This window comes from Iodobacter sp. BJB302, from assembly GCF_002735645.1.
GTDB lineage: Bacteria > Pseudomonadota > Gammaproteobacteria > Burkholderiales > Chitinibacteraceae > Iodobacter.
The window spans coordinates 1-19,659 of record NZ_PDZG01000026.1 but is presented as its reverse complement, the minus strand read 5'-3'; the positions used below and the strand labels follow the sequence as shown (position 1 = coordinate 19,659).

Annotated in this window: 15 protein-coding genes; 6 read left to right on the top strand and 9 right to left on the bottom strand. The window is 47.5% G+C overall.

Annotated elements, in window-relative coordinates; translation table 11 throughout:
• Nucleotides 1–31: 31 nt before the first annotated feature.
• From vioB to vioE, 4 genes are read left to right on the top strand one after another with little or no spacing between them, the layout of a single operon-like run.
• A complete protein-coding gene (gene vioB, locus CSQ88_RS10160; RefSeq protein WP_099397993.1) occupies nucleotides 32–3,058 on the top strand; it encodes an iminophenyl-pyruvate dimer synthase VioB in 3,027 nt (1,008 codons plus the stop codon).
• Nucleotides 3,059–3,061: 3 nt separating this feature from the next.
• Nucleotides 3,062–4,351 carry an NAD(P)/FAD-dependent oxidoreductase gene (locus tag CSQ88_RS10155; protein ID WP_099397992.1) on the top strand — a complete coding sequence of 430 codons (1,290 nt, stop codon included), beginning with the start codon at nucleotides 3,062–3,064 and terminating at the stop codon, nucleotides 4,349–4,351.
• Complete coding sequence (locus CSQ88_RS10150) at nucleotides 4,351–5,481, top strand: tryptophan hydroxylase (RefSeq protein WP_099397991.1); 1,131 nt, start codon at nucleotides 4,351–4,353, stop codon at nucleotides 5,479–5,481. The genes CSQ88_RS10155 and CSQ88_RS10150 overlap by 1 nt, the downstream gene beginning before the upstream one ends.
• Nucleotides 5,482–6,063 carry a violacein biosynthesis enzyme VioE gene (gene vioE, locus CSQ88_RS10145; RefSeq protein ID WP_099397990.1) on the top strand — a complete coding sequence of 194 codons (582 nt, stop codon included), beginning with the start codon at nucleotides 5,482–5,484 and terminating at the stop codon, nucleotides 6,061–6,063.
• Between the two features lie 119 nt (nucleotides 6,064–6,182).
• On the opposite strand, the gene CSQ88_RS10140 is transcribed toward vioE, so the two are convergent.
• Complete coding sequence (locus tag CSQ88_RS10140) at nucleotides 6,183–7,484, bottom strand: MATE family efflux transporter (RefSeq protein WP_218963063.1); 1,302 nt, start codon at nucleotides 7,482–7,484, stop codon at nucleotides 6,183–6,185.
• A gap of 542 nt (nucleotides 7,485–8,026) precedes the next feature.
• Here CSQ88_RS10140 and CSQ88_RS10135 point away from each other — a divergent pair.
• Together CSQ88_RS10135 and CSQ88_RS10130 are read left to right on the top strand one after the other, a co-directional pair.
• Entirely contained in the window at nucleotides 8,027–8,410 is a 384-nt protein-coding gene (locus tag CSQ88_RS10135) for a DUF6394 family protein (RefSeq protein ID WP_099397988.1), read from the top strand.
• 2 nt (nucleotides 8,411–8,412) lie between these two features.
• Nucleotides 8,413–10,131, top strand: coding sequence for a TrkA family potassium uptake protein (locus CSQ88_RS10130; protein WP_099397987.1), 1,719 nt, complete (start codon nucleotides 8,413–8,415; stop codon nucleotides 10,129–10,131).
• A gap of 458 nt (nucleotides 10,132–10,589) precedes the next feature.
• Here CSQ88_RS10130 and yaaA read toward each other — a convergent pair whose 3' ends face one another.
• From yaaA to CSQ88_RS10090, 8 genes are all read right to left on the bottom strand, one after another.
• Nucleotides 10,590–11,354 carry a peroxide stress protein YaaA gene (gene yaaA / locus CSQ88_RS10125; protein WP_099397986.1) on the bottom strand — a complete coding sequence of 255 codons (765 nt, stop codon included), beginning with the start codon at nucleotides 11,352–11,354 and terminating at the stop codon, nucleotides 10,590–10,592.
• Nucleotides 11,355–11,536: 182 nt separating this feature from the next.
• Nucleotides 11,537–12,151, bottom strand: a complete 615-nt coding sequence (locus CSQ88_RS10120) for a response regulator transcription factor (protein WP_099397985.1) — start codon at nucleotides 12,149–12,151, stop codon at nucleotides 11,537–11,539.
• Nucleotides 12,141–14,387 carry a PAS domain S-box protein gene (locus CSQ88_RS10115; protein ID WP_099397984.1) on the bottom strand — a complete coding sequence of 749 codons (2,247 nt, stop codon included), beginning with the start codon at nucleotides 14,385–14,387 and terminating at the stop codon, nucleotides 12,141–12,143. Before CSQ88_RS10115 ends, CSQ88_RS10120 begins: the two co-directional genes overlap by 11 nt.
• 344 nt (nucleotides 14,388–14,731) lie before the next feature.
• Nucleotides 14,732–15,724, bottom strand: coding sequence for a 2-hydroxyacid dehydrogenase (locus tag CSQ88_RS10110; protein ID WP_099397983.1), 993 nt, complete (start codon nucleotides 15,722–15,724; stop codon nucleotides 14,732–14,734).
• A gap of 207 nt (nucleotides 15,725–15,931) precedes the next feature.
• Complete coding sequence (locus tag CSQ88_RS10105; protein ID WP_099397982.1) at nucleotides 15,932–16,189, bottom strand: hypothetical protein; 258 nt, start codon at nucleotides 16,187–16,189, stop codon at nucleotides 15,932–15,934.
• 34 nt (nucleotides 16,190–16,223) lie between these two features.
• The gene (locus tag CSQ88_RS10100) at nucleotides 16,224–17,156 is read right to left on the bottom strand and encodes a complex I NDUFA9 subunit family protein (protein WP_099397981.1); all 933 of its coding nucleotides are present in this window, start codon (nucleotides 17,154–17,156) and stop codon (nucleotides 16,224–16,226) included.
• Between the two features lie 61 nt (nucleotides 17,157–17,217).
• A complete protein-coding gene (locus CSQ88_RS10095; protein ID WP_099397980.1) occupies nucleotides 17,218–19,116 on the bottom strand; it encodes a lytic transglycosylase domain-containing protein in 1,899 nt (632 codons plus the stop codon).
• Entirely contained in the window at nucleotides 19,113–19,358 is a 246-nt protein-coding gene (locus CSQ88_RS10090) for a hypothetical protein (protein WP_099397979.1), read from the bottom strand. The genes CSQ88_RS10095 and CSQ88_RS10090 overlap by 4 nt, the downstream gene beginning before the upstream one ends.
• Nucleotides 19,359–19,659 lie beyond the last annotated feature (301 nt).

Below are 19,659 nucleotides of genomic sequence, written 5' to 3'. Positions count from 1 at the left end.
TTTTTTTATTTCTGACAGGTATATATATTTAATGAGCATTCTGAGTTTTCCACGTATTCACTTTAAAGGTGCTGCACGGCTGAATGTGCCAACAGGGAATAGAAATATTGCCGGTACTTTAGATATTGCAAATAATCGTGTGTATCAGGATGGCGTGCTGTTTGATTTAAAAAAGCACCCAAGTGTGTTTCATCAATATTTAAGGCAATTGCCACCAAGATTTAATTTACAGGGCTTGCCGGATGATGAGGGGGTTTTTAATCAGGCGGCCGGACATAATTTCATGGGAAATAACCATTTCTCATGGGAAAACACACAGATTACCGCGCTGCAAACAGAGCCAGGACAGTTGCTGGAAAATGATTCATTGCTCGGTTGCAAGCTGGAGCTATGGGGGCATTACAATGAATATTTGCGTACAACATTTAATCGGGCCAGGTGGGTAGATATAGACCCAAGCCGCAATGATTCTTCGCAAATCTATGCCGGGCAGTTATGTATTAAAGAAGCGGCTGCTGCGGCAAATACCCCCTGTTTATTTACTTCAGATATTGATTGTGTGCACTCTGTACGCAGCTATGGTGAGAATCATATTCTGCAAAAACAGGCCCATTTTTTAGAGGCGGAGTTTTCTAAAACCAGAGTGTTTCAATTTTCTGTAAGCAAAGACTCAGAGCATTTTAATCTTAAGCAACTATCGCTTAAATCAGAGTTTATTGAGTGTTTGCAGCAGGCGTTAGAAAGAGACAATGTACTTGGGCTGAGTATTCAGTACAGCGTTTTTAATATGTCTGCACCACAACAGCCAGATACACCGGTATTTTATGATTTAAGCGGCACAATTGGCTTATGGCTGAAGCAGGATATGGCCACGTTTGCCAGTGACAGGGTTTTATATCCTGATCAGCATCAGGGATTTGGGCCTGTAGCAATTAAAATTCAGGGTGAATGGGCAAGTATCAGCATGCCTTGCAGTATTCCATTTACCAGCCGGGAGACTCAATGTACCGGGCCGCAGCTCACCCATGCCCTAGGGCCAAAATATTCATTGGGTACATTAGAGCTAAGAACAAAATCCGGAGTGCTGCTGGCCAGAGTGCCCGAATCGGTTTATCTGCCTTATTGGAAAACGGCTGGAGTGATTGATGTCCCTCTAATAAATTCTGCCACAGATGATTCATTAATACTGCGTGGTGAGGGGAATCAATGGGAAGAATCGGACTGGCTGATTCAGGCTGAGGAAAATATTATTTCTTTAGAAGCCCCGGACAAAAGAAATAATACTTATTTCTCTAAAGAGCTGAAAATATTCAGCTATTACCGTGGCCAGCCCAAACAGAAAAAAGATATCAGTGTATTTATTGAAAATAAATCGATTGTCAGTACTTCTCAGCTCACCATCAGCAGCAATGAAAGCGGTGTGGCTGCGCTGACCCTTACCAGTCTGAAACCAGGTGTCAGCGAGGTTTTCATTGGTGATTACAGAGGAAAAATATTAGTCCGCGTGCTTTCTGATGATTGGGCGCTTTTGGACATTCCTGATCATCAGGTGGATTACACTTTGCTTTATGAGCAGGTGATGAGCTATTACGAGCTTATTTACCCGTTTATGGCAGATAAAGTGTTCAGCATGGCTGATCAGTGTAAATGTGAAACCTATGCACGATTAATGTGGCAAATGTGTGATCCGCTGAATCGTGATAAAAGCTATTACATGCCAAGTACCAGAGAAATGTCTTATGCAAAATCGATGCTGTTTCTCAAGTATTTAAGTAATGTTGAGGCGTCTGCTTTAAATGATCAGAAAAAAATATCTGTCACAAAAAATTTAAAAAATGGTGAAGTGAGCAGTAAAGAAGAATTGGTTAAGGTATTAAAGCAAGCCGTAAATTTAGAGCTGTCTATTATGCTGCAGTATATTTATACAGCCTATTCCTTACCAAACTATGCGGCTGGCGAGCAATTAGTGGCCAGTAAAAAATGGAGCGAAGAACAATTAGCTCTGGTTTGCGGTACAGCCGACCGAAGACAAAATTCTGGCTGGCGGGGAACTATTTTAGAAATTGCCCACGAAGAAATGATTCATTATTTGATTGTGAATAATTTACTGATGTCTTTGGGCGAGCCATTTTTTCCCGGTACGCCTTTATTCGGCTTAAAGGCAGCTGAAGAATTTGGCCTTGATACTGAATTTTCTTTTGAGCCATTTTCTGAAAATGTGCTGGCAAGGTTTGTCCGCTTTGAATGGCCTCATTATTTTCCTTCTGCAGGAAAATCGATAGCCGATTTTTACGCCTTAATTCGCCGGGCATTTACAAATATTCCTGATTTATTTAGCAGCGAATCAGCTAAAACAAGCGGCGAGCATCATTTGTTTCTTAATGAGCTGACAAACCGGAAATTCCCTGCTTATCAATTAGAAGTAAATAATCGTGAAACAGCGTTGTTTGCTATTGATTTTATTACTGAGCAGGGTGAAGGGGCTGCCGCAGATTCAGCTCATTATGCCCAAAGCCATTTTAAGCGGCTGAGAGAAATATCGCGCACGCTGCTCGCGAGTGAAATGCCATTTGAACCGGCCATTCCGGTTTTAAAAAATCCTGTATTAGATCCGACTCCGGGCTGCAATACGGTATTAAATCCGGAAGCCAGAGAACTTATGCTTTTATATAAGGGATGCCATGAGCTTACCTTTCATATGATGATTCAACACTTTGGACAAAAACCTTCAGGCAGTTTGCGCCGATCAAGAGTAATGAATGCGGCTATTGATATTATGGCCGGCATATTAAGACCATTGTCGGTGCAAATTATGTCAATACCCTCAGGTATTCCTGGCCGCAATGCCGGGCCACCTGTGCCGCAGGCAATTCAATTTAATCAAATTGCTGATTTTCAGTCCGCTTGTGAGGCTCTCGCCAAGCAATGTCGGGCCCTTGCTCAATACGCCAGAGAAATTAAAGGGACTAAGCCAGCAGTGATGCTAATTGAATTACTTGAGTTTTATGATAAGCAAATGATGGAACTTGCAACCGGAAAACTTTCACGGGAAGGCTGACAAATGAAAAAAATCATTATTGTGGGAGGTGGCTTAGCGGGTGGTTTAGCTGCCATTTATTTAGCCAAACGCGGTCACGATGTGCATGTTTTTGAAAAACGCGGCGATCCATTTTTGGCTTATTCAGATTATATAGATCAGGTCAGCTCGCGGGCCATTGGTGTAAGTATGACGGTGCGCGGCATTCAGGCCGTTTTAAATGCAGGTATTCCTAAGGAAGAGCTGGATTTATGTGGTATCCCTATTTCAGGAATGTCATTTTGTATTGCGGGTAAATTTAAAACCAGAGAATTAGCCCCTGTAGATTCATTATCTCCACTTTCATTAAGCAGGGCAGATTTTCAGAAGTTATTGAATAAATATGCGGCTATCAATAATGTGCATTATCACTATGGCCAGCGCTGCCTGGAAGTTAATTTAGACGATAAAACAATCACTACAAAAGATAATGACGGCTTGATTGTTGAGCACAAAGGAGATTTGCTGATTGGTGCAGATGGCGCCCGTTCTGCTGTTCGGCAAGCCATGCAAAATAATTGCCGCAGATTTGAATACCAGCAATCATTTTTTAAACACGGCTATAAAACGCTGGTTATTCCTGATGCCAGCCAGTTAAATTTAAGAAAAGATTTAATCTATTTTTTTGGTATGGATTCAGGTGGATTGTTTGCAGGGCGGGCGGCCACTATTCCTGATGGCAGTATCAGCTTTGCAGTGTGTCTGCCTTACCAGGGGGATATTAGTTTACAAGCAAAAGACTCGGCAACAATGGGGCGTTTTTTTGATAAGTATTATGCAATGCTGCCTGAAGAAACCAGAAAAGAAATGTTATCGCAGTTTATGGAAAAACCGAGTAATGATTTAATTAATGTTAAATCTTCTGTTTTTCATTATAAGCAGAATGCGCTGATATTAGGAGATTCTGCCCATGCTACTGCGCCTTTTCTGGGGCAGGGAATGAATATGGCGCTGGAAGATGCTTATATTCTGGATGGATTATTTGAAAAATACGGTGAAGATTTTGCAAAAATGCTGCCAGAGTTTACGCAGTTAAGAAAAGCAGAGGCCGATGCAATGCAGGATATGGCCATTAATAATTATGAAGTGCTGAGTAAGTCTGACCCTATTTTCTTTATGCGCTCAAGATATACCCGTTATATGAGCACTAAATTCCCATCCAGCTATCCTCCGGATATGGCTGAAAAGCTTTATTTTACCTCTATGGCTTATAGCGAGCTAAGAGATATTCAGCAGAAGCAAAATGTTTGGTACAAACTAGGGAGAGTAAACTAATGAAAATTTTAGTTGTTGGAGCCGGGCCAGCGGGCCTCATGTTTGCCAGTCAGTTAAAGAAAATTAAACAAGACTGGGATATCGCCATTGTAGAAAAAAATACAGTGGATGAAATTACAGGTTGGGGGGTGGTTTTACCCGGCAGGGCACCGCAGCATCCTGCAAACCCATTAAGTTATTTGCCAAATCATGAAGAGATTGATGCGCAATATATCGATGAGTTTTGTCTTGTGCATCAGGGTGAGCATGCAAAGGCAAGTACAGGTATTACGCTGTGTGGTGCAGAAAGACGCGCTTTAGTTGGGGCATTAAGAGCACTTTGCAGCGATTTACATATTCCAATCGGCTATTCTTCGCCATTATTTGATGGAGAAGGCCTTGATACAGAGGCCTATGATTTAATCGTCATTGCCAATGGCATTAATAATATCTCTAATCATTTTAATGAAGCATTAGCACCTGATGTTGAGTTTGGTAAGAATCGCTATATGTGGTATGGCACACCGCAAATTTTTGATTCAATGAATCTGATTTTTAAAGCAACAGCGCACGGCGTATTTATTGCACATGCATATAAGTATTCCAGCACAATGAGTACTTTTGTGGTTGAGTGCAGTGAAGAAACTTATCACGCTGCGGGTATTGAATCTTTATCTGATGAAGAAGCAAAAGTATTTATTGCCAATATTTTCAGCGCAGAGCTTGATCAGCAAGCGGTCTTTGTTCAGCCTGGTTTGCAATGGCGGAATTTTGTGACGCTTAGCCATAAAAAAGCATATGAAGGTCATTTAGTGCTGATCGGCGATGCATTGCAAACCGGCCATTTTTCTATTGGCCATGGCACTACAATGGCGGTGGTTGCAGCGCAAATGCTGGTAAAAGCTTTATATGATCACGATGTGCTTGATTCTGCCTTAGAAGATTTTAATGAGAAGGTTATTCCGCTTATGCAATTATTCAGCGGGCACGCGGGTATCAGCCGTACCTGGTTTGAAACGGCAGCAGAAAGAATGGATTTAAGCGCTGGCGAATTGGCAAAGAGTTTTGCTGAGCGCCGCGAGCAGCTGCCTCCTCTGCCTGCTGCTCTGGCACAGGCGCTGGGTGCCGCCTTATCGCGTAAGGAAGCTTAAATGATTTCAGAAAAAATCGTGCCGCCACGCTTACCCGAGCAATGGAGCAGCAGCTATATTTCTTACTGGCAGCCCATGCTGAAAGATGACCAGATTACTTCCGGCATCTGCTGGTTTGATTACGAGCAAAACCGCTGCCGGATTGATGGCTTGTTTAATCCATGGTCTGAGGAAAAAACAGGCCATCGCCTTTGGATGTCAGAAATTGTGACTGCCAGCGAGGGGCAAACGAAGAAGTCTAAAATTGCTTACTATCGTGAGCCGTCTGAGGGGGTAACGGAGTATGAAGCCGTTGTGCTTGAGGATGATTCAGAAGCTTGCCATGAAGTTTTATTAACGCAGGATGTTTTACTGCAATATCAGGCCAGCTACGCAGGAAGTCAGAATTTGCTGGGCAGAGAAACCGAAGCGTGGACATTTACAAAGCCAGGCAAAGGACCTTCAACCTATTATTTTGTAAAAGGTACTAACCAATTGATCAGGATGGTGACGGGGGACCCTGAAGTACATGCTTCTGTTCGTGATTTTCCCAATTTTACAACGCATGCTATTGCCGGTGAAATATTTTCAGGCCGCGTATAAACGGGATTAATGAATAAAAAGGCAGGGCAATGATTGCCCTGCCTTTTTTTATTGGATCAAAGGGCATCAGCTATTGGTATATGCATGCCCAGCATGACTGCCGCGATGAATAAACTGAATCAGTGCTTGTGTGTTTTTGTCAGCTTCATTAAATAGCGGCTTGAAAATGTAAGTGCTATGGTTCCGCCAATAAAATCAGCAATAGGGAAAGATATCCAGATACCTGTGCTGTGAAAAAACATGGGCAGAACAAAAATAAGAGGAATAAGCAGAATATAGGTTCTGGCAGCATCAAGCAGCATTGCGGGTAGTGCTTTTCCCATTCCCTGAAATAAACCGCTGGACATCATGCATACTCCGGAAGCAAGAATACCAAGAAAGCAAATTGCGGCGATCTTTTTTCCTTCCATAATAATTTCATGGTTTTGCGTAAATAGCTGTAACAGCCATTCAGGATTAAAGCAAAGCAGCGCAGTTACAATAAGCCCCCATGCGGTACTGCAAATTAGAGCAGAAATATACGCTTTCTGTACTCTTTGATATTGCCTTGCACCGTAGTTAAATGCAGAAAGAGTTTGCAGCGCAATCATCATGCCAATAATAGGAAGGAATAAAAACATATAGCAGCGCATTAAAATGCCGTGCGCGCTGATCAGTGTGGCGGATTGCTCTGGTATGACGATAGAAATAGAGTAAACCGATATGGCCATGATGATTGAAAAACCACCGTGCGAGAGCAAAACAGGCATGCCAAAACTAATGATATCTGCGTAGACTTTAAATTTGGATATCAGATATTGTGGTTTGAATTTTGCTACATTTTCACCTTTGCTTTGCAGCTGTAATGCTAAAAGCAGGGCTAAGGCCATCGCACAGGCTGTGGCCCATGCTGCTCCGGCAACACCCCATTTAAATACAAAAATAAACAGCGCATCAAAAACAATATTTAAAACTGATCCGGTGGATAATACCTGCATCATTGCTTTGGGATTGCCTGATGCACGGAAACTTTCGGTGATCTGATTGCTGATAAATCCAATCACAGAGAAAATAAGTACCGGAACCAGATAGCTATCAGCTTCTTGTATAAATTCATAGGGCACAGCCAGTAATGCATAAATGGCTGGCCTGAAAATTAAAAACAGGGCCGAAATAATAATGGCACTGCCGACGGCAAGCAGCAGTGATGCAGAAAAAACACGTGAGGCTTCTTCCTGTTGTTTTGCCCCTAAATGCCTTGAAATAATGGAGGCCATTCCACTGCCCTGCATAGTACTGATTGCAAGCAAAAACATTTGGATAGGGAAAACGGCAGAAACAGCCCCCATTGCATGGGGGCCAATGCCGCGTGATATAAATAAGCCATTTACAACGATATACATGCCATTAATGACCAGACCCACTATAGTGGGAAGCGCCATATATAAAAATTGCTGAAAAACGGGTGATTTTAAAAGAGGGGATTCACTGTTTGCATGCTTATTATCTATATACGCCAATTCCACAGACATGGTGGGCCTTTATTGAGTGTGTTTTATATCGGAGATAAAGCCTGATAGTGGCTTATCGATTATAAAATTATGCACAGACTGTAGCTGCGTCTTATTAAAATACAATTACAGATGATAAAATATCAGAACTTGATTGTCTCGAAATTTAATTTAATCGTTGCAAAATGGGAATTGTGTCCGCGCGTAGTGGTTGTATGTAAGTTTTTTTATTGTTTCAGAAATAAAGGCGTGTTGGTGCTATGCTGGAAAACGGGCTGAGTTTTACTTGATCTGAAAAAAAAGGCATTGTTTACAGAGCGTGCCGGTATTTTTCTTACGAATCCGTTTTCTGGATGTTTATTACTGAATATTGTGAGTTAGATATCAAAATTTATTAAAAGGTAAAGATATACATTGTGATATCTCTTCTATGATTTATCATGCCTTGATTATTGCTATGGATTAAATGTTGTATGAATATAGAAAAAGTAGTTTTTGGGTTTTTTATCCTGCTGGCATTTACGCTTAATTTTGGTTTTGTAATGGGCCAGATTGATGTTGCACATCAACATGATGTCTTTGAGCTATTTTCTGCCATGGTGGTCAGTTTTATTGCCACGGTGATTAAGTTTGGTGACCGCACACAAGTGGGGGCACTGCACTTGGCAACCAGTTTGGTTGCTGATTTACAATTAATTGCAGCGGCTCTGGTTTGGGGCCATGCCATGTATGTAAGCCAAATAGGAATGACCCCAGGAGTGACATCAATGGTGGTATCTTTTTCTGCCGGTGCTCTGGCCGCTAATGTGGTTTCGGTGGTTTTGCTGATTGGTGAAACCTTACAACATCGCCGCTGATTATGCCGAATATCTTTTTTATGGTGATGCGGCGCATGCGTGCGCCGATTATCACGCTGATTCTTATTTATTCAATTGCCGTTCTGGGCCTAGTGCTGATTCCCGGTATGGATGATCAGGGCCGCCCCTATCAAATGGGTTTTTTTCACGCTTTTTATTTTATCAGCTATACCGCTACCTCAATTGGTTTTGGCGAAACGCCCTATGCGTTTTCTTATTCTCAGCGCTTATGGGTTTTGTGCTGTATTTATTTATCAGTAACCGGCTGGGCTTATAATTTAGGGGCTATTTTTACTTTATTTAATGATCAGGCTTTAAAAAAAGCCATTCAGTATGTGCGGTTTAATAATAAAGTAAGGCGCCTGCGTGAGCCCTTTTATTTAATTTGTGGATATGGGCAAACGGGGCGTTTGCTCTGTAAAGTGCTTGATCGGATTAATATTCGCTTTGTGGTGATAGAGCTTAGAGAAGAGCGCGTTAATAATTTGGCTTTAGCTGATTTTCATTCTGACCCGGTTTTTTATGCGGGGGACGCTTCTAATCCTGAATTATTAAAGATTGCCGGAATTACCCATCCGCGTTGCCGGGGCGTATTGGCCATTACCGGCGATGAAAATGTGAATTTGGCGATTGCAATGGCGGCTTTTGTTTTACAGCCTAATCTGGTGTCGGTGTGCCGCTGCAAAAATAAGGCTGTGGCCGATAATATGCAGTCGTTTGGCGCAAATAAAGTGATCAATATGTTTAATGCGGTGGGGCAGCGCTTTCAGATGTTGCTGCATGCGCCGCATAGCTATCGCTTATGGAATTTGCTTTCTGATTTTCCTGGCCAGCCTATTGCGGCCTTAGTGCGCCCGCCTTGCGGGCATTGGGTGGTGGTCGGTTATGGGCGATTTGGCATCTCGATGCGGGCCGCACTGCTTAAAGAGGGTGCTACGGTAACGGTGATTGATCCGGAGCCGCAGCCTGATTTATTGCCGGAGCAATTTGTGCAGGCGCTGGGTGTGAGTGCCGATTCATTAATTGCCGCAGGTATTGAGCACGCTTCGGGGCTGTTGGTTTGCCATGATCACGATATTAATAATCTGTCTGCGCTGGCAACGGCCCGGGCGATTAATCCCAAATTGTTTATTGTGGCAAGGCAGAATCTGCGCGATAACCACTTATTATTTGAAGCTTTTAAGCCTGATATCACCTCAATCCGCAGTGAGATTGTGGCGCATGAATGTTTACGCGCGATTGAAACGCCATTATTGGCGCAATTTCTGGATTTAATTAAAGAAGAAGATGAAGCATGGGCCAAGGCATTGTCTGATCAATTGGCTTTGTTATGCGATCACAAAGTGCCGGAGATCTGGAGCATTACGCTGGATGCCAAAAACACCGCAGCCGTACACGCCTTTTTAGCCAATCCTTCGCCACCTTTACGCCTTGCACACTTGATTAATAACCCTTTTGATCATGGCTACAAGCTGCAATGCCTGCCTTTGCTGCACGTGCACGGTGACGAGCTGCAGGCATGGCCTTCTTTAGATACACAGCTGACTTTTGGCGATCAGCTGCTGTTTGCGGGTAATCGCGAAGCACAGAGCGCCCATGAAGCCATGCAGGAAGCCACTCACCTATTAGATTTTGCCCGCACAGGCAAAACCGAACCGCAAAGCTGGGTGTTTCGTAAATTGGCGGATTGGCAGCAGGGAAAGAAGGAAGGGGGCGTTTGAATTTTGCAACCCGCAGTGTTTTGCATTATTAAACTCAGCGTGGTGTGTGTTATGAGCTTCTAGCAGAGTCAAAAGCAATGCAGTGCCTTCGGCAGGTTGATTTAGGTGCGGGTAGCCCCCGCAGGGGCCTTACTTTCTTGCTTCGCCAAGAAAGTAAGCAAAGAAGGCGACCCCACGAAACACGAAAGCCCCTTCGCTGCGGACAGCGGCGGCGGGCGGGATTGGCTGGATCCTCCTTCCCTGGCCGAAACCCCGCCCCGCTTGTTCCTCACTCTGGCGTGTTTCAAGCGGAGATTTAAGCCGCGTGCTACCCGCTGCGATACGAATCCTGATTGCTGAATTTTGAAATACTTAAAACTTGGCAAACAACATTATTCAAAACTTGCTTTTCTCCGTGAAACTCCGTGCTCTCTGTGGCCTCCGTGGTTCAAGATCTGGGTTTGTCATATCACATCACATCAATCCGCCAGCTGCCGTCTGAATACCCAGCTCACGCCATTGGATGCATCGGCATCAAAAGCATAGCCTTCCGCATTAAACGCTTTTAAGTCGCTGGCTTGAGTGATGTTGTGCTCTGCCGCCCAGCGCACCATCAGGCCGCGGGCGCGTTTGGCGTAGAAGCTGATGATTTTGTATTTGCCGTTTTTCCAGTCTTCAAATACTGGCGTCATCAGCGGGCAGTTTAAGAGCTTGGGTTTGACGGATTTAAAGTATTCGGTGGAGGCTAAATTGACGACGACTTTGGGCTGTATCGCGTTAATTGCTGCCGTAATGGTTTCGCCCCAGAAAGCGTAGAGATTATTGCCTGCCGCATTGGGCAGGGATGTGCCCATTTCCAGGCGATAGGGCTGAATCAGATCCAGTGGGCGCAGCAGGCCGTAGAGGCCGGATAAGATACGCAGATGTTGGCTAATATAGGCCAGCTCTTGCGGTGTCATTTGTCCTGCATTTAGCCCCTCGTACACATCGCCCATAAAGGCCAGCACGGCTTGCTTGGCGTTGTCCGGTGTGAAATTAGGATGCCAGGCCTGATAGCGCCCCACATTCAGCACTGCCAGCGGATCGGATAATTTCATCAGGCTGGCAATTTGCGCAGGCGTCTGCTGCCTGAGTAAAGCAATCAGCCTGGCAGAATGATCCAGAAAATCAGGCTGGCTGAATTCTTTGGTGATGGGAGCAGTGGTGTAATCCAGCGTTTTGGCTGGAGAGAGCAGCATAAGCATGGCGGACTTTGAAGACGGAATGATCGTTGACAGTATAAAACCCAAACCTTAAACCTCGGAGGGAAGGAGAATACGGAGGGGCACGGAGAAAAAAATAGTACAGGATTTTCTCCGTGGAACTCTGTGTTCTTTGTGGTTCAAGATTTGGGTTTTCTTGCACACCAGTGCAGTTGCAATGGTGTTTAAGGCTCTACCCCGGATCCGCGCAGCAGGGCGGCGAGTTCCATGGCGGTTTTAACCTGCATCTTTTCTAAAATCCGTGCGCGGTGAACTTCGACGGTTTTCATTGAGATGGATAAATCATCTGCAATTTGCTTGTTTAAACGGCCGGTCAGGATCAGCTTCATCACTTCGCGCTCGCGCGGGGTGAGGGTGCCAAGACGTTTGGTGATTTGCATCTTCACTTGCCAAACGCCGCGCTTGGTGGCGTCGTTGGCTAGGCAGCGTTCCACCAGATCCACGATATCGTTATCGTTAAATGGCTTTTCAACGAAATCAGTTGCGCCTTGTTTTAAAGCACCCACGGCCATGGGTACATCGCCGTGGCCGGTTAAAAACACCACGGGCGGGCAATAGGGATGCTCTTTGATTCGGTCAAACAGCTCTAAGCCACCCATGCCGGGCATACGCACATCAAGCAGCAGGCAGCCGTAGCGCTCGGGCGTGTAATCAGCAAGCAGCGCTTCAGCGCTGGCATAGCTGTCAGCACGGTGATTGCGGGTGGAAAAAAGCCAGACGAGGGCATCGCGAATGGCGTCATCGTCATCAACGATTGCAATGCGGCGATCAGGGTTCATTTGCCTGGGTTTCCTCGGAAAACGGTACGGTGAAGATAAAGCGGCAACCGCCGCCAGGATTATTTTCTGCCCAAAGACGGCCCTGGTGATATTCGATAATAGAGCGGCAAATATTCAGCCCCATTCCCATTCCGGTGTCTTTGGTGGTGTAAAACGGTTTAAACAATTGTTCCATTTGTTCAGAACTAATACCAGTGCCACGATCCGCAATGATAACTTGTAAGTAATCATGCTCCCTGCTCAGCATAATGGCCAGGGTACGCTGCGATGCAGGCGTATCGTTCATGGCTTCCATAGCATTGCGGATTAAATTGAATAATACCTGTTCCAGCATAATCGGATCGACATATAAAGGCGGTAAGTCTCCCGATTCTGAAATACTGATCTCTACCCCGCGCCGTACTGCCTCGTGCGATTGTAAATCCAGTACGGTATCCAGCAGGCCGGTAATGGTGCAGCGGCGGCGGTGTGGTGCCCGGCGCTGCACAAACTCACGAATACCACGAATAATCTGCCCGGCTCTGCGCGCCTGTTCGCCCATTTTTTCGATGGCTTGGGATAATTGCTGTAAATTTGGCTGAGGATTGGCCAGAATATTGCGGCAGCCTGATGCATAGCTGGCAATCGCGCCCAGGGGCTGGTTCAGCTCGTGGGCCAGGCTGGAGGCCATTTCGCCCATCGAGATCAGCCGGCTGGTTTGTTGTAGTTTTTCATTTTGCATGCGCTCGCGCTCGGCCGCAGATTTGAGCGCGGTAATATCCGTGGCTACTTCCAGCCAGACATCCGAATCATCCACCCACAGGCTGTGGCGGCTTTTGATCTGAAACCAGCGTTTTTTAATCGGGTCGTACCATTCTGAATCGACAGGGGTATCAAAGCGGCGGGCGCTGAAAGGCACGATACAGCAGCGGCCACGCCAGTCGGGCAGGTTAAACGAGCGATCAAACTGGCGGTTGCTCATCAGCAGCTCGCCACTGTCGGCATCGCTCACGGCAACCGCCGTATCCAGACCATCCAGCACGGTGACAAAACGCTGATGCGAGGCCTGCAGCACTTCGCGCTCGCGTTTTAGCTCGGTAATATCGTAGAGAGAGCCCATCCAGCCAATATGCCGCCCGGCGCCATCGATCAGGCTGGAGCCATGCAGGCTGACATCAAAACGTTCGCCATTTTTGCGCATAAAGCGCACCGCCTGCCCATTGGGATCGGCTCGGCCTAAACGGATCGCATCAAATGCAGCCTGACAGCGCTCCAGCTCTTCCGGGGGCCAGTAGGGCAGCGGCGGTTGCTGGCCCAGCAGCTCGTCGGCACTAAAGCCGGTCATTTCACAAAAAGCCCGGTTTACATAGATCAGGCGGCCATCCTTATCCATCGCCCGCATACCGCTGACCAGCGAGTCTTCCATGGCCTGGCGCAGCGCGGTTTCGGCGCGTAATTGCATTTCTGCCTGAGAGCGAACCCGCATCACACGGTGTAATAGCGCGGTAGAAGCCAGCATGCCGATGGCTAAAAAGAGCAGCACCCAGGGCAGCGATTCAGTCAGCCGGTGGCGGGGCACATGATAAAGCTCGGCCTGTATCGACAGCCCCAGAGGCGGGGTATCGAGAGCAATGCGCGTGCTCAGGCCGCTTGGATCAAGCTGGCGGCTGGATTTGGCTGCCAGCGTCACATAATTATGGTTAAGCAGTAAAACCTGATAGCGCTGGGCAATCCACCACGGCACTTGCTGCTGCAAAAGCCGGTCAAAAGAAAAAGTAGCAATAATAAAGTTGTGCCCGTCGGCGCTGGACACCGCATATTGGGCCAGTGGGGGCTGATCATGTTTTGCTGGCAGCGTGCTCCAGCCGCTTTCCCCATTAAATGCCCGTACTTTTTGTTGGGGGGCAGACCACCAGACTTTGAAATCATCCTGATTTCTGACCACCAGGCTGACAATTTCCGGGCTGTTTTGAATTAAAGAAAAAGCGCGTGCCTGAAACAGTGCCGATTGTTTGTTGTAATCGGTCACCGCAAGGGCATTGATGGCGTCGGTATTGGCGGTAATTTGTTGCTGAATAGCCTGCTTTTGCCAGAGCAAATCCTGCTCCAGTTGGTTATTGCGCTGTTTTTGATCGGCATCAGTGGTAAGCAGCAGCCAGCTGGCAAAAGCCAGCGTAAACAGCGCTGCAATCAGGCCGGGCAGCAGTTGAAGCCAGCGGCCAAGACGGGGGGACAAGGTGATAGGGTGCAGAGTCAATCTGGATAAGCCATGGTGTTACCCCGAAAAAGTCGGGCTGTGAAAGATTAATTATCCACAGATGTCAGTAATTGTCCAGGAGAGCCTAAGTTTTGGGCTTGATATAGGTGTGTTGCATGTCAGCCGCCCTGGCTTTTGTATGCAGCTGATGGAGTACAAGTGCTGCGTCCTTGTACTCCAGGTAACACTGCAATTGTCAGTTTAAGGCTGATTAAAACGCTTTAGCTGTTGTTACGCAGTACCTAGCTTATTACTGTTTTTGGCCCGTTGATTCATGTGTGGCAGGCCTTCCCGCAAAATATTTGCTTATTGATCTGCCATAAATCATTGAGCGCCGTAAGCAGCTACCTGACCGGATTAATCAGCGGCTCGCCCCGGGCAAAGGCGCTGACTTCGCACAGTACTGTATCGGCGATGTTTTCCAGCGCTTCAGCGGTTAAAAAGCCTTGATGCGAGGTGATCATGACATTGGGGAAGGTGGTGAGCCTTGCCAGAACGTCGTCTTCTAATGCTGAGCCGGACAGGTCTTCAAAAAATACGCCTTCTTCGTATTCGTAAACATCCAGCCCCACACCCCCTGCCTGGCCGCTTTTTAGTGCGTCGAGCAGGGCGCTGCTGTCGATCAGCCCGCCGCGGCTGGTATTGATAATCACCGCGCCTGGCTTCATGCCCGCCAGCGTTTCGGCATTGATCATATGCTTGGTTTCATTGGTGAGCGGGGTGTGCAGCGAGATGATATCCGATTGTGCCAGCAGCTCAGGCAGTGAAACAAAGGTGCAGCCTAATGTTTCTGCCCGCTCGGGGGAGGGGCTGCGATCAAACGCCAGTACTTTGCAGCCAAAGCCACGGGCAATGGCAATGGTGGCTGCGCCAATTTTACCTGCGCCAACCACGCCAAAAGTGCGCCCGTGCAAGTTAAATCCAACCAGGCCATCCAGCGAGAAATTGCCTTCGCGAATGCGGTTATAAGCGCGGTGTGTTTTGCGGGTGAGGGTGAGCAGCAGGGCAAAAACGTGCTCGGCCACGGCTTCGGGGGAATAAGCCGGTACGCGCGTGACGGCGATGCCATGTTTTGCTGCGGCGGCTAAATCGACGCCATTAAAGCCTGCACAACGAAGCGCGACCAGTTTGACCCCTAGTTTTGCCAGCTGTGTCAGAGTAGGGGCGTCAACCCGGTCATTTACAAAAGGGCAAACCACTTCAAAGCCAGATGCCAGTGCGGCGGTCTGGATATTTAAGCGGTCTTCAAAAAACACCAGCTCATGGCCATGGTGTTCGTTGGCCTGGCTGAGCGTGGCCCGGTCGTATCGTTTGCTGTCAAAAACGGCAATGCGCATGGGAAACCTGCTTGTTCAATAGTTGTAGTGCCTGCGGCACTTTGATTATGTTGTGCATCATGGATGCGAAGCGATTGTTTGGGCAAGAAGCAAAGCCCCGTCATTTTTGGGGAGATCCCATGAGCTGAGAAGAAGAACAGGGGCTGATTTTACCCCCGTGTTTCATCGTGAAATGAGCTGGTGTTGCGGCTATGCAATCGGCCAGGCTCAGCCTTCTTTAAACATATGGGTATGGCTGCTGGTGAGGTTGCGGCCTTTCCAGTGAAAATCAGTGATTTTTGCGGTGAGCACATCGGCCGCAGCTGCACTATCGGTAAGAAGCTGCACGAGAGCAAGGACACTTTCGCTATTGCTGTCGGTGATGGTGATTGAGCCAAAGTCGTTCAGGCCAATTTCATCAGTCAGCAGGCTGCGTACGTCTTCTGCCGAGGTTTCCGGAGGAAGGTTGCCGATTACAATTTGCATGGTAATACCCTTTAAAGATGGAAAAAGGACAGGCTTAACTTCTGTGAGCGTGGCCGCGCAGCTGATTATAGCGGCTCTGTTTTCCTGCTAAATACAGGGGAGCAATGGCTTCAAGCGCCGCAGGCTGCCAGCCTAATTCAGGAGCAAAGCCTGCCGGATCGATATTATCAACCTTCAGCGAATCCAGATTGTCCTGGCTGAGCGGCGGGTTTGGCAATACGCTCATTAAACCAGCTTGCACCCTGGCAGCCCAATTGGGTAAGGAAATAATTGGGCGACAAACGCCAATAGTTTGTGCCGTATAAGCGACCAGCTCTTTAAGCGTGTAGATCTTGGGGCCAACCAGGCTGAGTGTTTTGCCAATTAGCGTTTTATCTGTAATACCTAAGGCAAAAGCTTGGGTGACATCTTGCACCCATACTGGCTGAAAGCGTGTATCCGCACCTGCTAATGGCACAAAGGGCGCAATTTTCAGCAGCGAGGCAAAAAGGTTGAGAAACTGGTCTTCCTGGCCAAATACCACCGAAGGGCGATAAATTGTCCAGTCCAGAAGGCTGGCTTTAACTCGGGCTTCGGCCTCGCCTTTGCTGCGCTGATACATGGACGGGCCATAAATATCTGCCCCTAAGGCGCTCATATGTAAATAGCGGTTTACATTTTGAGCGGTGCACGCAGCAATAATTCTTTCAGTAAGCGTGACATGGGCTTTTTTAAAACTCGCCTCGTTTCCCTGCAAAATACCTACCAGATTAATGACCACATCCTGCCCTGCGACCAGCTGAGTGAGCGCGGCATCTTCATTGATATCTGCGCTGACCAAGCTGAGGAAGGGCAGGGGCAGCAAATCTTCACGTTTGTTTTCTTTGTGGCGTGTTGGCAGGGTGACCGCATGCCCGGCTTTTGCCAGCTTGGCGGCCAGTTGTTTACCAATAAATCCGCTACCACCGATTAATAAGATTTTTGACATGCGAGTCTTCTTTGAAGTTGCAGGGCGGGTGCAGCCTGCTGTGGCTTGCCCGCCCTGAGTATTAAGGTGCGTCTACTGCCTGACCCCGCCCTGCGACTTTGGCGATGCGTTGCTTCAGTGGCAGGCCCTGGCCTTCAAAGGCGTGGGCGTAGTGGATGGCGTTGGCCATTACTTTTTTAACGTAGTCGCGTGTTTCGTTAAATGGAATGGTTTCGATATAGATTACCCCATCCATCGCTTGGCTGGATTGCCAGGCCCTTGCCCGGCCGGGGCCTGCGTTATACCCCGCAGTGGCTAAAATCTGGTTATCGTCCAGCCGCTCCCATATATAGCGCAAATAGAAGGTGCCAAAGCTGATATTGGTCGTTAATTCATTAACTTCTGCCAGATTAAAGTGTTTTTTGCCCATTTTGCTGGCTACCCATTTGGCGGTGCCAGGCATCAGTTGCATCAGGCCGCTGGCCCCAACGCCTGAGCGGGCAATACTGATAAAGCGGCTTTCTTGTCGCATCAGGCCGTAAACCCAGGCCGGATCAATGCCTTCGTTCTTGGCTGCGGGCCCGATCAAATCTAAATAAGGTGTAGGGTAACGCAGTGTAAAATCATGCAGCTGGCGGGTGCGCTCGGCCGAATAAATCGATCGGTCATACCAGTTTTGCTTGCGCGCTAATTCAGCAGCGGCCAGCAGCTGCTGGTCTGTCAGCCCTTTCATGGCCCAATTCCACTCGCGGATGGCTTCGATACGCCAGTCCTGATCGATCAGGGCTAAAGCGCGCTGCACACCCGGCATGGCGCGGATTTGTTTGATTTCTGCATCGCTGGCCTTGTAGCGGATATTAGCGGGCTCCATGCTGGGGCCGAGCTCTTCTCTGGCAAGCAGACCGTAAAAATCATGGCTTTCTGCGGCTGCGGCCCAAAGCTGATTGGCTTCTATGGTTTTATTCTGATTTTTCAGAATGCGCGCTTTCCAGTAAAGCCAGGTGCTGGTTTGTTGCTCCTGGGCTGGCAGGGCTTCGATGCGGGCCAGCGTGGTTTCCCAATCAGAGAAACGCAGCGCGGCGCGAATGGCCCATGCGCGATCTTCGCTATCCATGCCCAGCGTATCGCCCTTGCTTAACCATGCAGAGGCTTGTTCATGTTGTTTCTTCGCGGCAATTAAGCCGATTTGCTGCCATGCATAGCGTTGATCAGCTGCTGGTAATTGCTTTTCTATGTTATTGAGCAGGCTGGCTGCGCGATCCGGGTTCGCCCGTGCAATCCGGCCCAGGGCATAGATGGCCAACTCGCGGCCTGCCTGAGTGGATAAGGATTGCTTTGCAAATTGGTTTTCAGGGTTGGCGGCGAGCGCGCTGATATTTCTTGCCGTGAATTCGGCAGGATTGCCTGCACGCGCGCCCAATTGGCGGGCAAGATCCGTGCGATTGTCGGCCAGTGCCAGGCGAATGCGCGCCCATGCATCGGTCTGGTTTAGTTCTTCATTGTTAAATAAGGCGTCAAAGACCGGGTTGCACGCTTCACTTTGTGGTCTGGCAGAAAACCAGAGTGGTTTGGCGGCCGATAGCGGCGCTGCTTCATTGCTGGCGATGGCCGATTGCGCACGCAAACATTGCAATTCGCTGCTTGGAGCGTCTGTTTTGGCATATTCCAGATTAAAACTTGCCCAGCTTTTACGGCGACCCAGCTCTTTTAACCATTCACCACGAAAGCGCTCTGCCAGAGGGCTGTTATCGTAGTTTTTTAAAAAGCTTTGTGCATCGTTTTCACTGATTGTGGTGAGCTGGCTGCTTAGCCAGTAATAGCGCGGATACATTTCTAACGCTTCGCCATTGCTTGCATCGGCCATTTTTGCGATAGCAGGCAGATCACGGCTGCGGGCCGCCTCACGCAGGGAAGATAAATCCAGCCGTGCATGTGCGCTGGCGGAAAGAGAGAGCGAAGCAATCAATAAAAGTTTTTTCATATTTTTTTCATAGGTATGGGGCAGGCAAGCACGACTTCAAGCATAACTGAGCCTTGCGGGTATTCGTAGGTCAGTAATTGTAAAACAGGAAAATATTTGTTTTTTTTACCTGCCAAGGCAAAAGTTGGGCGCAGCTTGGCGATAAAAACACGTCTTTGTCTTGCATTAAGGAAGGCATGTGATTGCTTCTTAGTTTGGCTGCTTAAGTCTGCTGTTCCTGCATTTTTAAAAAATGCGGGCAATCAGCGCTGGCCGCTGCTTATTTAAAGATGAACCGCAGCGCTTTACCTGATCTTTTAGTAAAACTCAGGTGCTGACAGTGCAAAAACATTGAAAGAAAATACAGTATTATTTTTGGCAGTATTGCCGGGATATTATTGTGTAAACAGAGCGGGTGATTTCATCGTATCAATTGACCTGATTATGTCTCTTGCTCAATTAAGGCTTGAAATACCCCTCTTGGACAAGGTTTAGCCTGCATCACGGCTTTGAGTAATCGAGGAATCAGAGCGCACAGGTCTGCTCGACGATTGAAACGGTATT

Bases quoted from the DNA above. Each gene is read 5' to 3' on its own strand.
- CSQ88_RS10130 (WP_099397987.1), top strand. From the start codon at position 8,413: ATGCCGAATATCTTTTTTATGGTGATGCGGCGCATGCGTGCGCCGATT.
- yaaA (WP_099397986.1), bottom strand. From the start codon at position 11,354: ATGCTTATGCTGCTCTCTCCAGCCAAAACGCTGGATTACACCACTGCT.
- CSQ88_RS10155 (WP_099397992.1), top strand. From the start codon at position 3,062: ATGAAAAAAATCATTATTGTGGGAGGTGGCTTAGCGGGTGGTTTAGCT.
- CSQ88_RS10150 (WP_099397991.1), top strand. From the start codon at position 4,351: ATGAAAATTTTAGTTGTTGGAGCCGGGCCAGCGGGCCTCATGTTTGCC.
- CSQ88_RS10120 (WP_099397985.1), bottom strand. From the start codon at position 12,151: ATGAACCCTGATCGCCGCATTGCAATCGTTGATGACGATGACGCCATT.
- vioE (WP_099397990.1), top strand. From the start codon at position 5,482: ATGATTTCAGAAAAAATCGTGCCGCCACGCTTACCCGAGCAATGGAGC.
- CSQ88_RS10105 (WP_099397982.1), bottom strand. From the start codon at position 16,189: ATGCAAATTGTAATCGGCAACCTTCCTCCGGAAACCTCGGCAGAAGAC.
- CSQ88_RS10100 (WP_099397981.1), bottom strand. From the start codon at position 17,156: ATGTCAAAAATCTTATTAATCGGTGGTAGCGGATTTATTGGTAAACAA.
- CSQ88_RS10110 (WP_099397983.1), bottom strand. From the start codon at position 15,724: ATGCGCATTGCCGTTTTTGACAGCAAACGATACGACCGGGCCACGCTC.
- CSQ88_RS10095 (WP_099397980.1), bottom strand. From the start codon at position 19,116: ATGAAAAAACTTTTATTGATTGCTTCGCTCTCTCTTTCCGCCAGCGCA.
- vioB (WP_099397993.1), top strand. From the start codon at position 32: ATGAGCATTCTGAGTTTTCCACGTATTCACTTTAAAGGTGCTGCACGG.
- CSQ88_RS10135 (WP_099397988.1), top strand. From the start codon at position 8,027: ATGAATATAGAAAAAGTAGTTTTTGGGTTTTTTATCCTGCTGGCATTT.
- CSQ88_RS10140 (WP_218963063.1), bottom strand. From the start codon at position 7,484: ATGGCGCTTCCCACTATAGTGGGTCTGGTCATTAATGGCATGTATATC.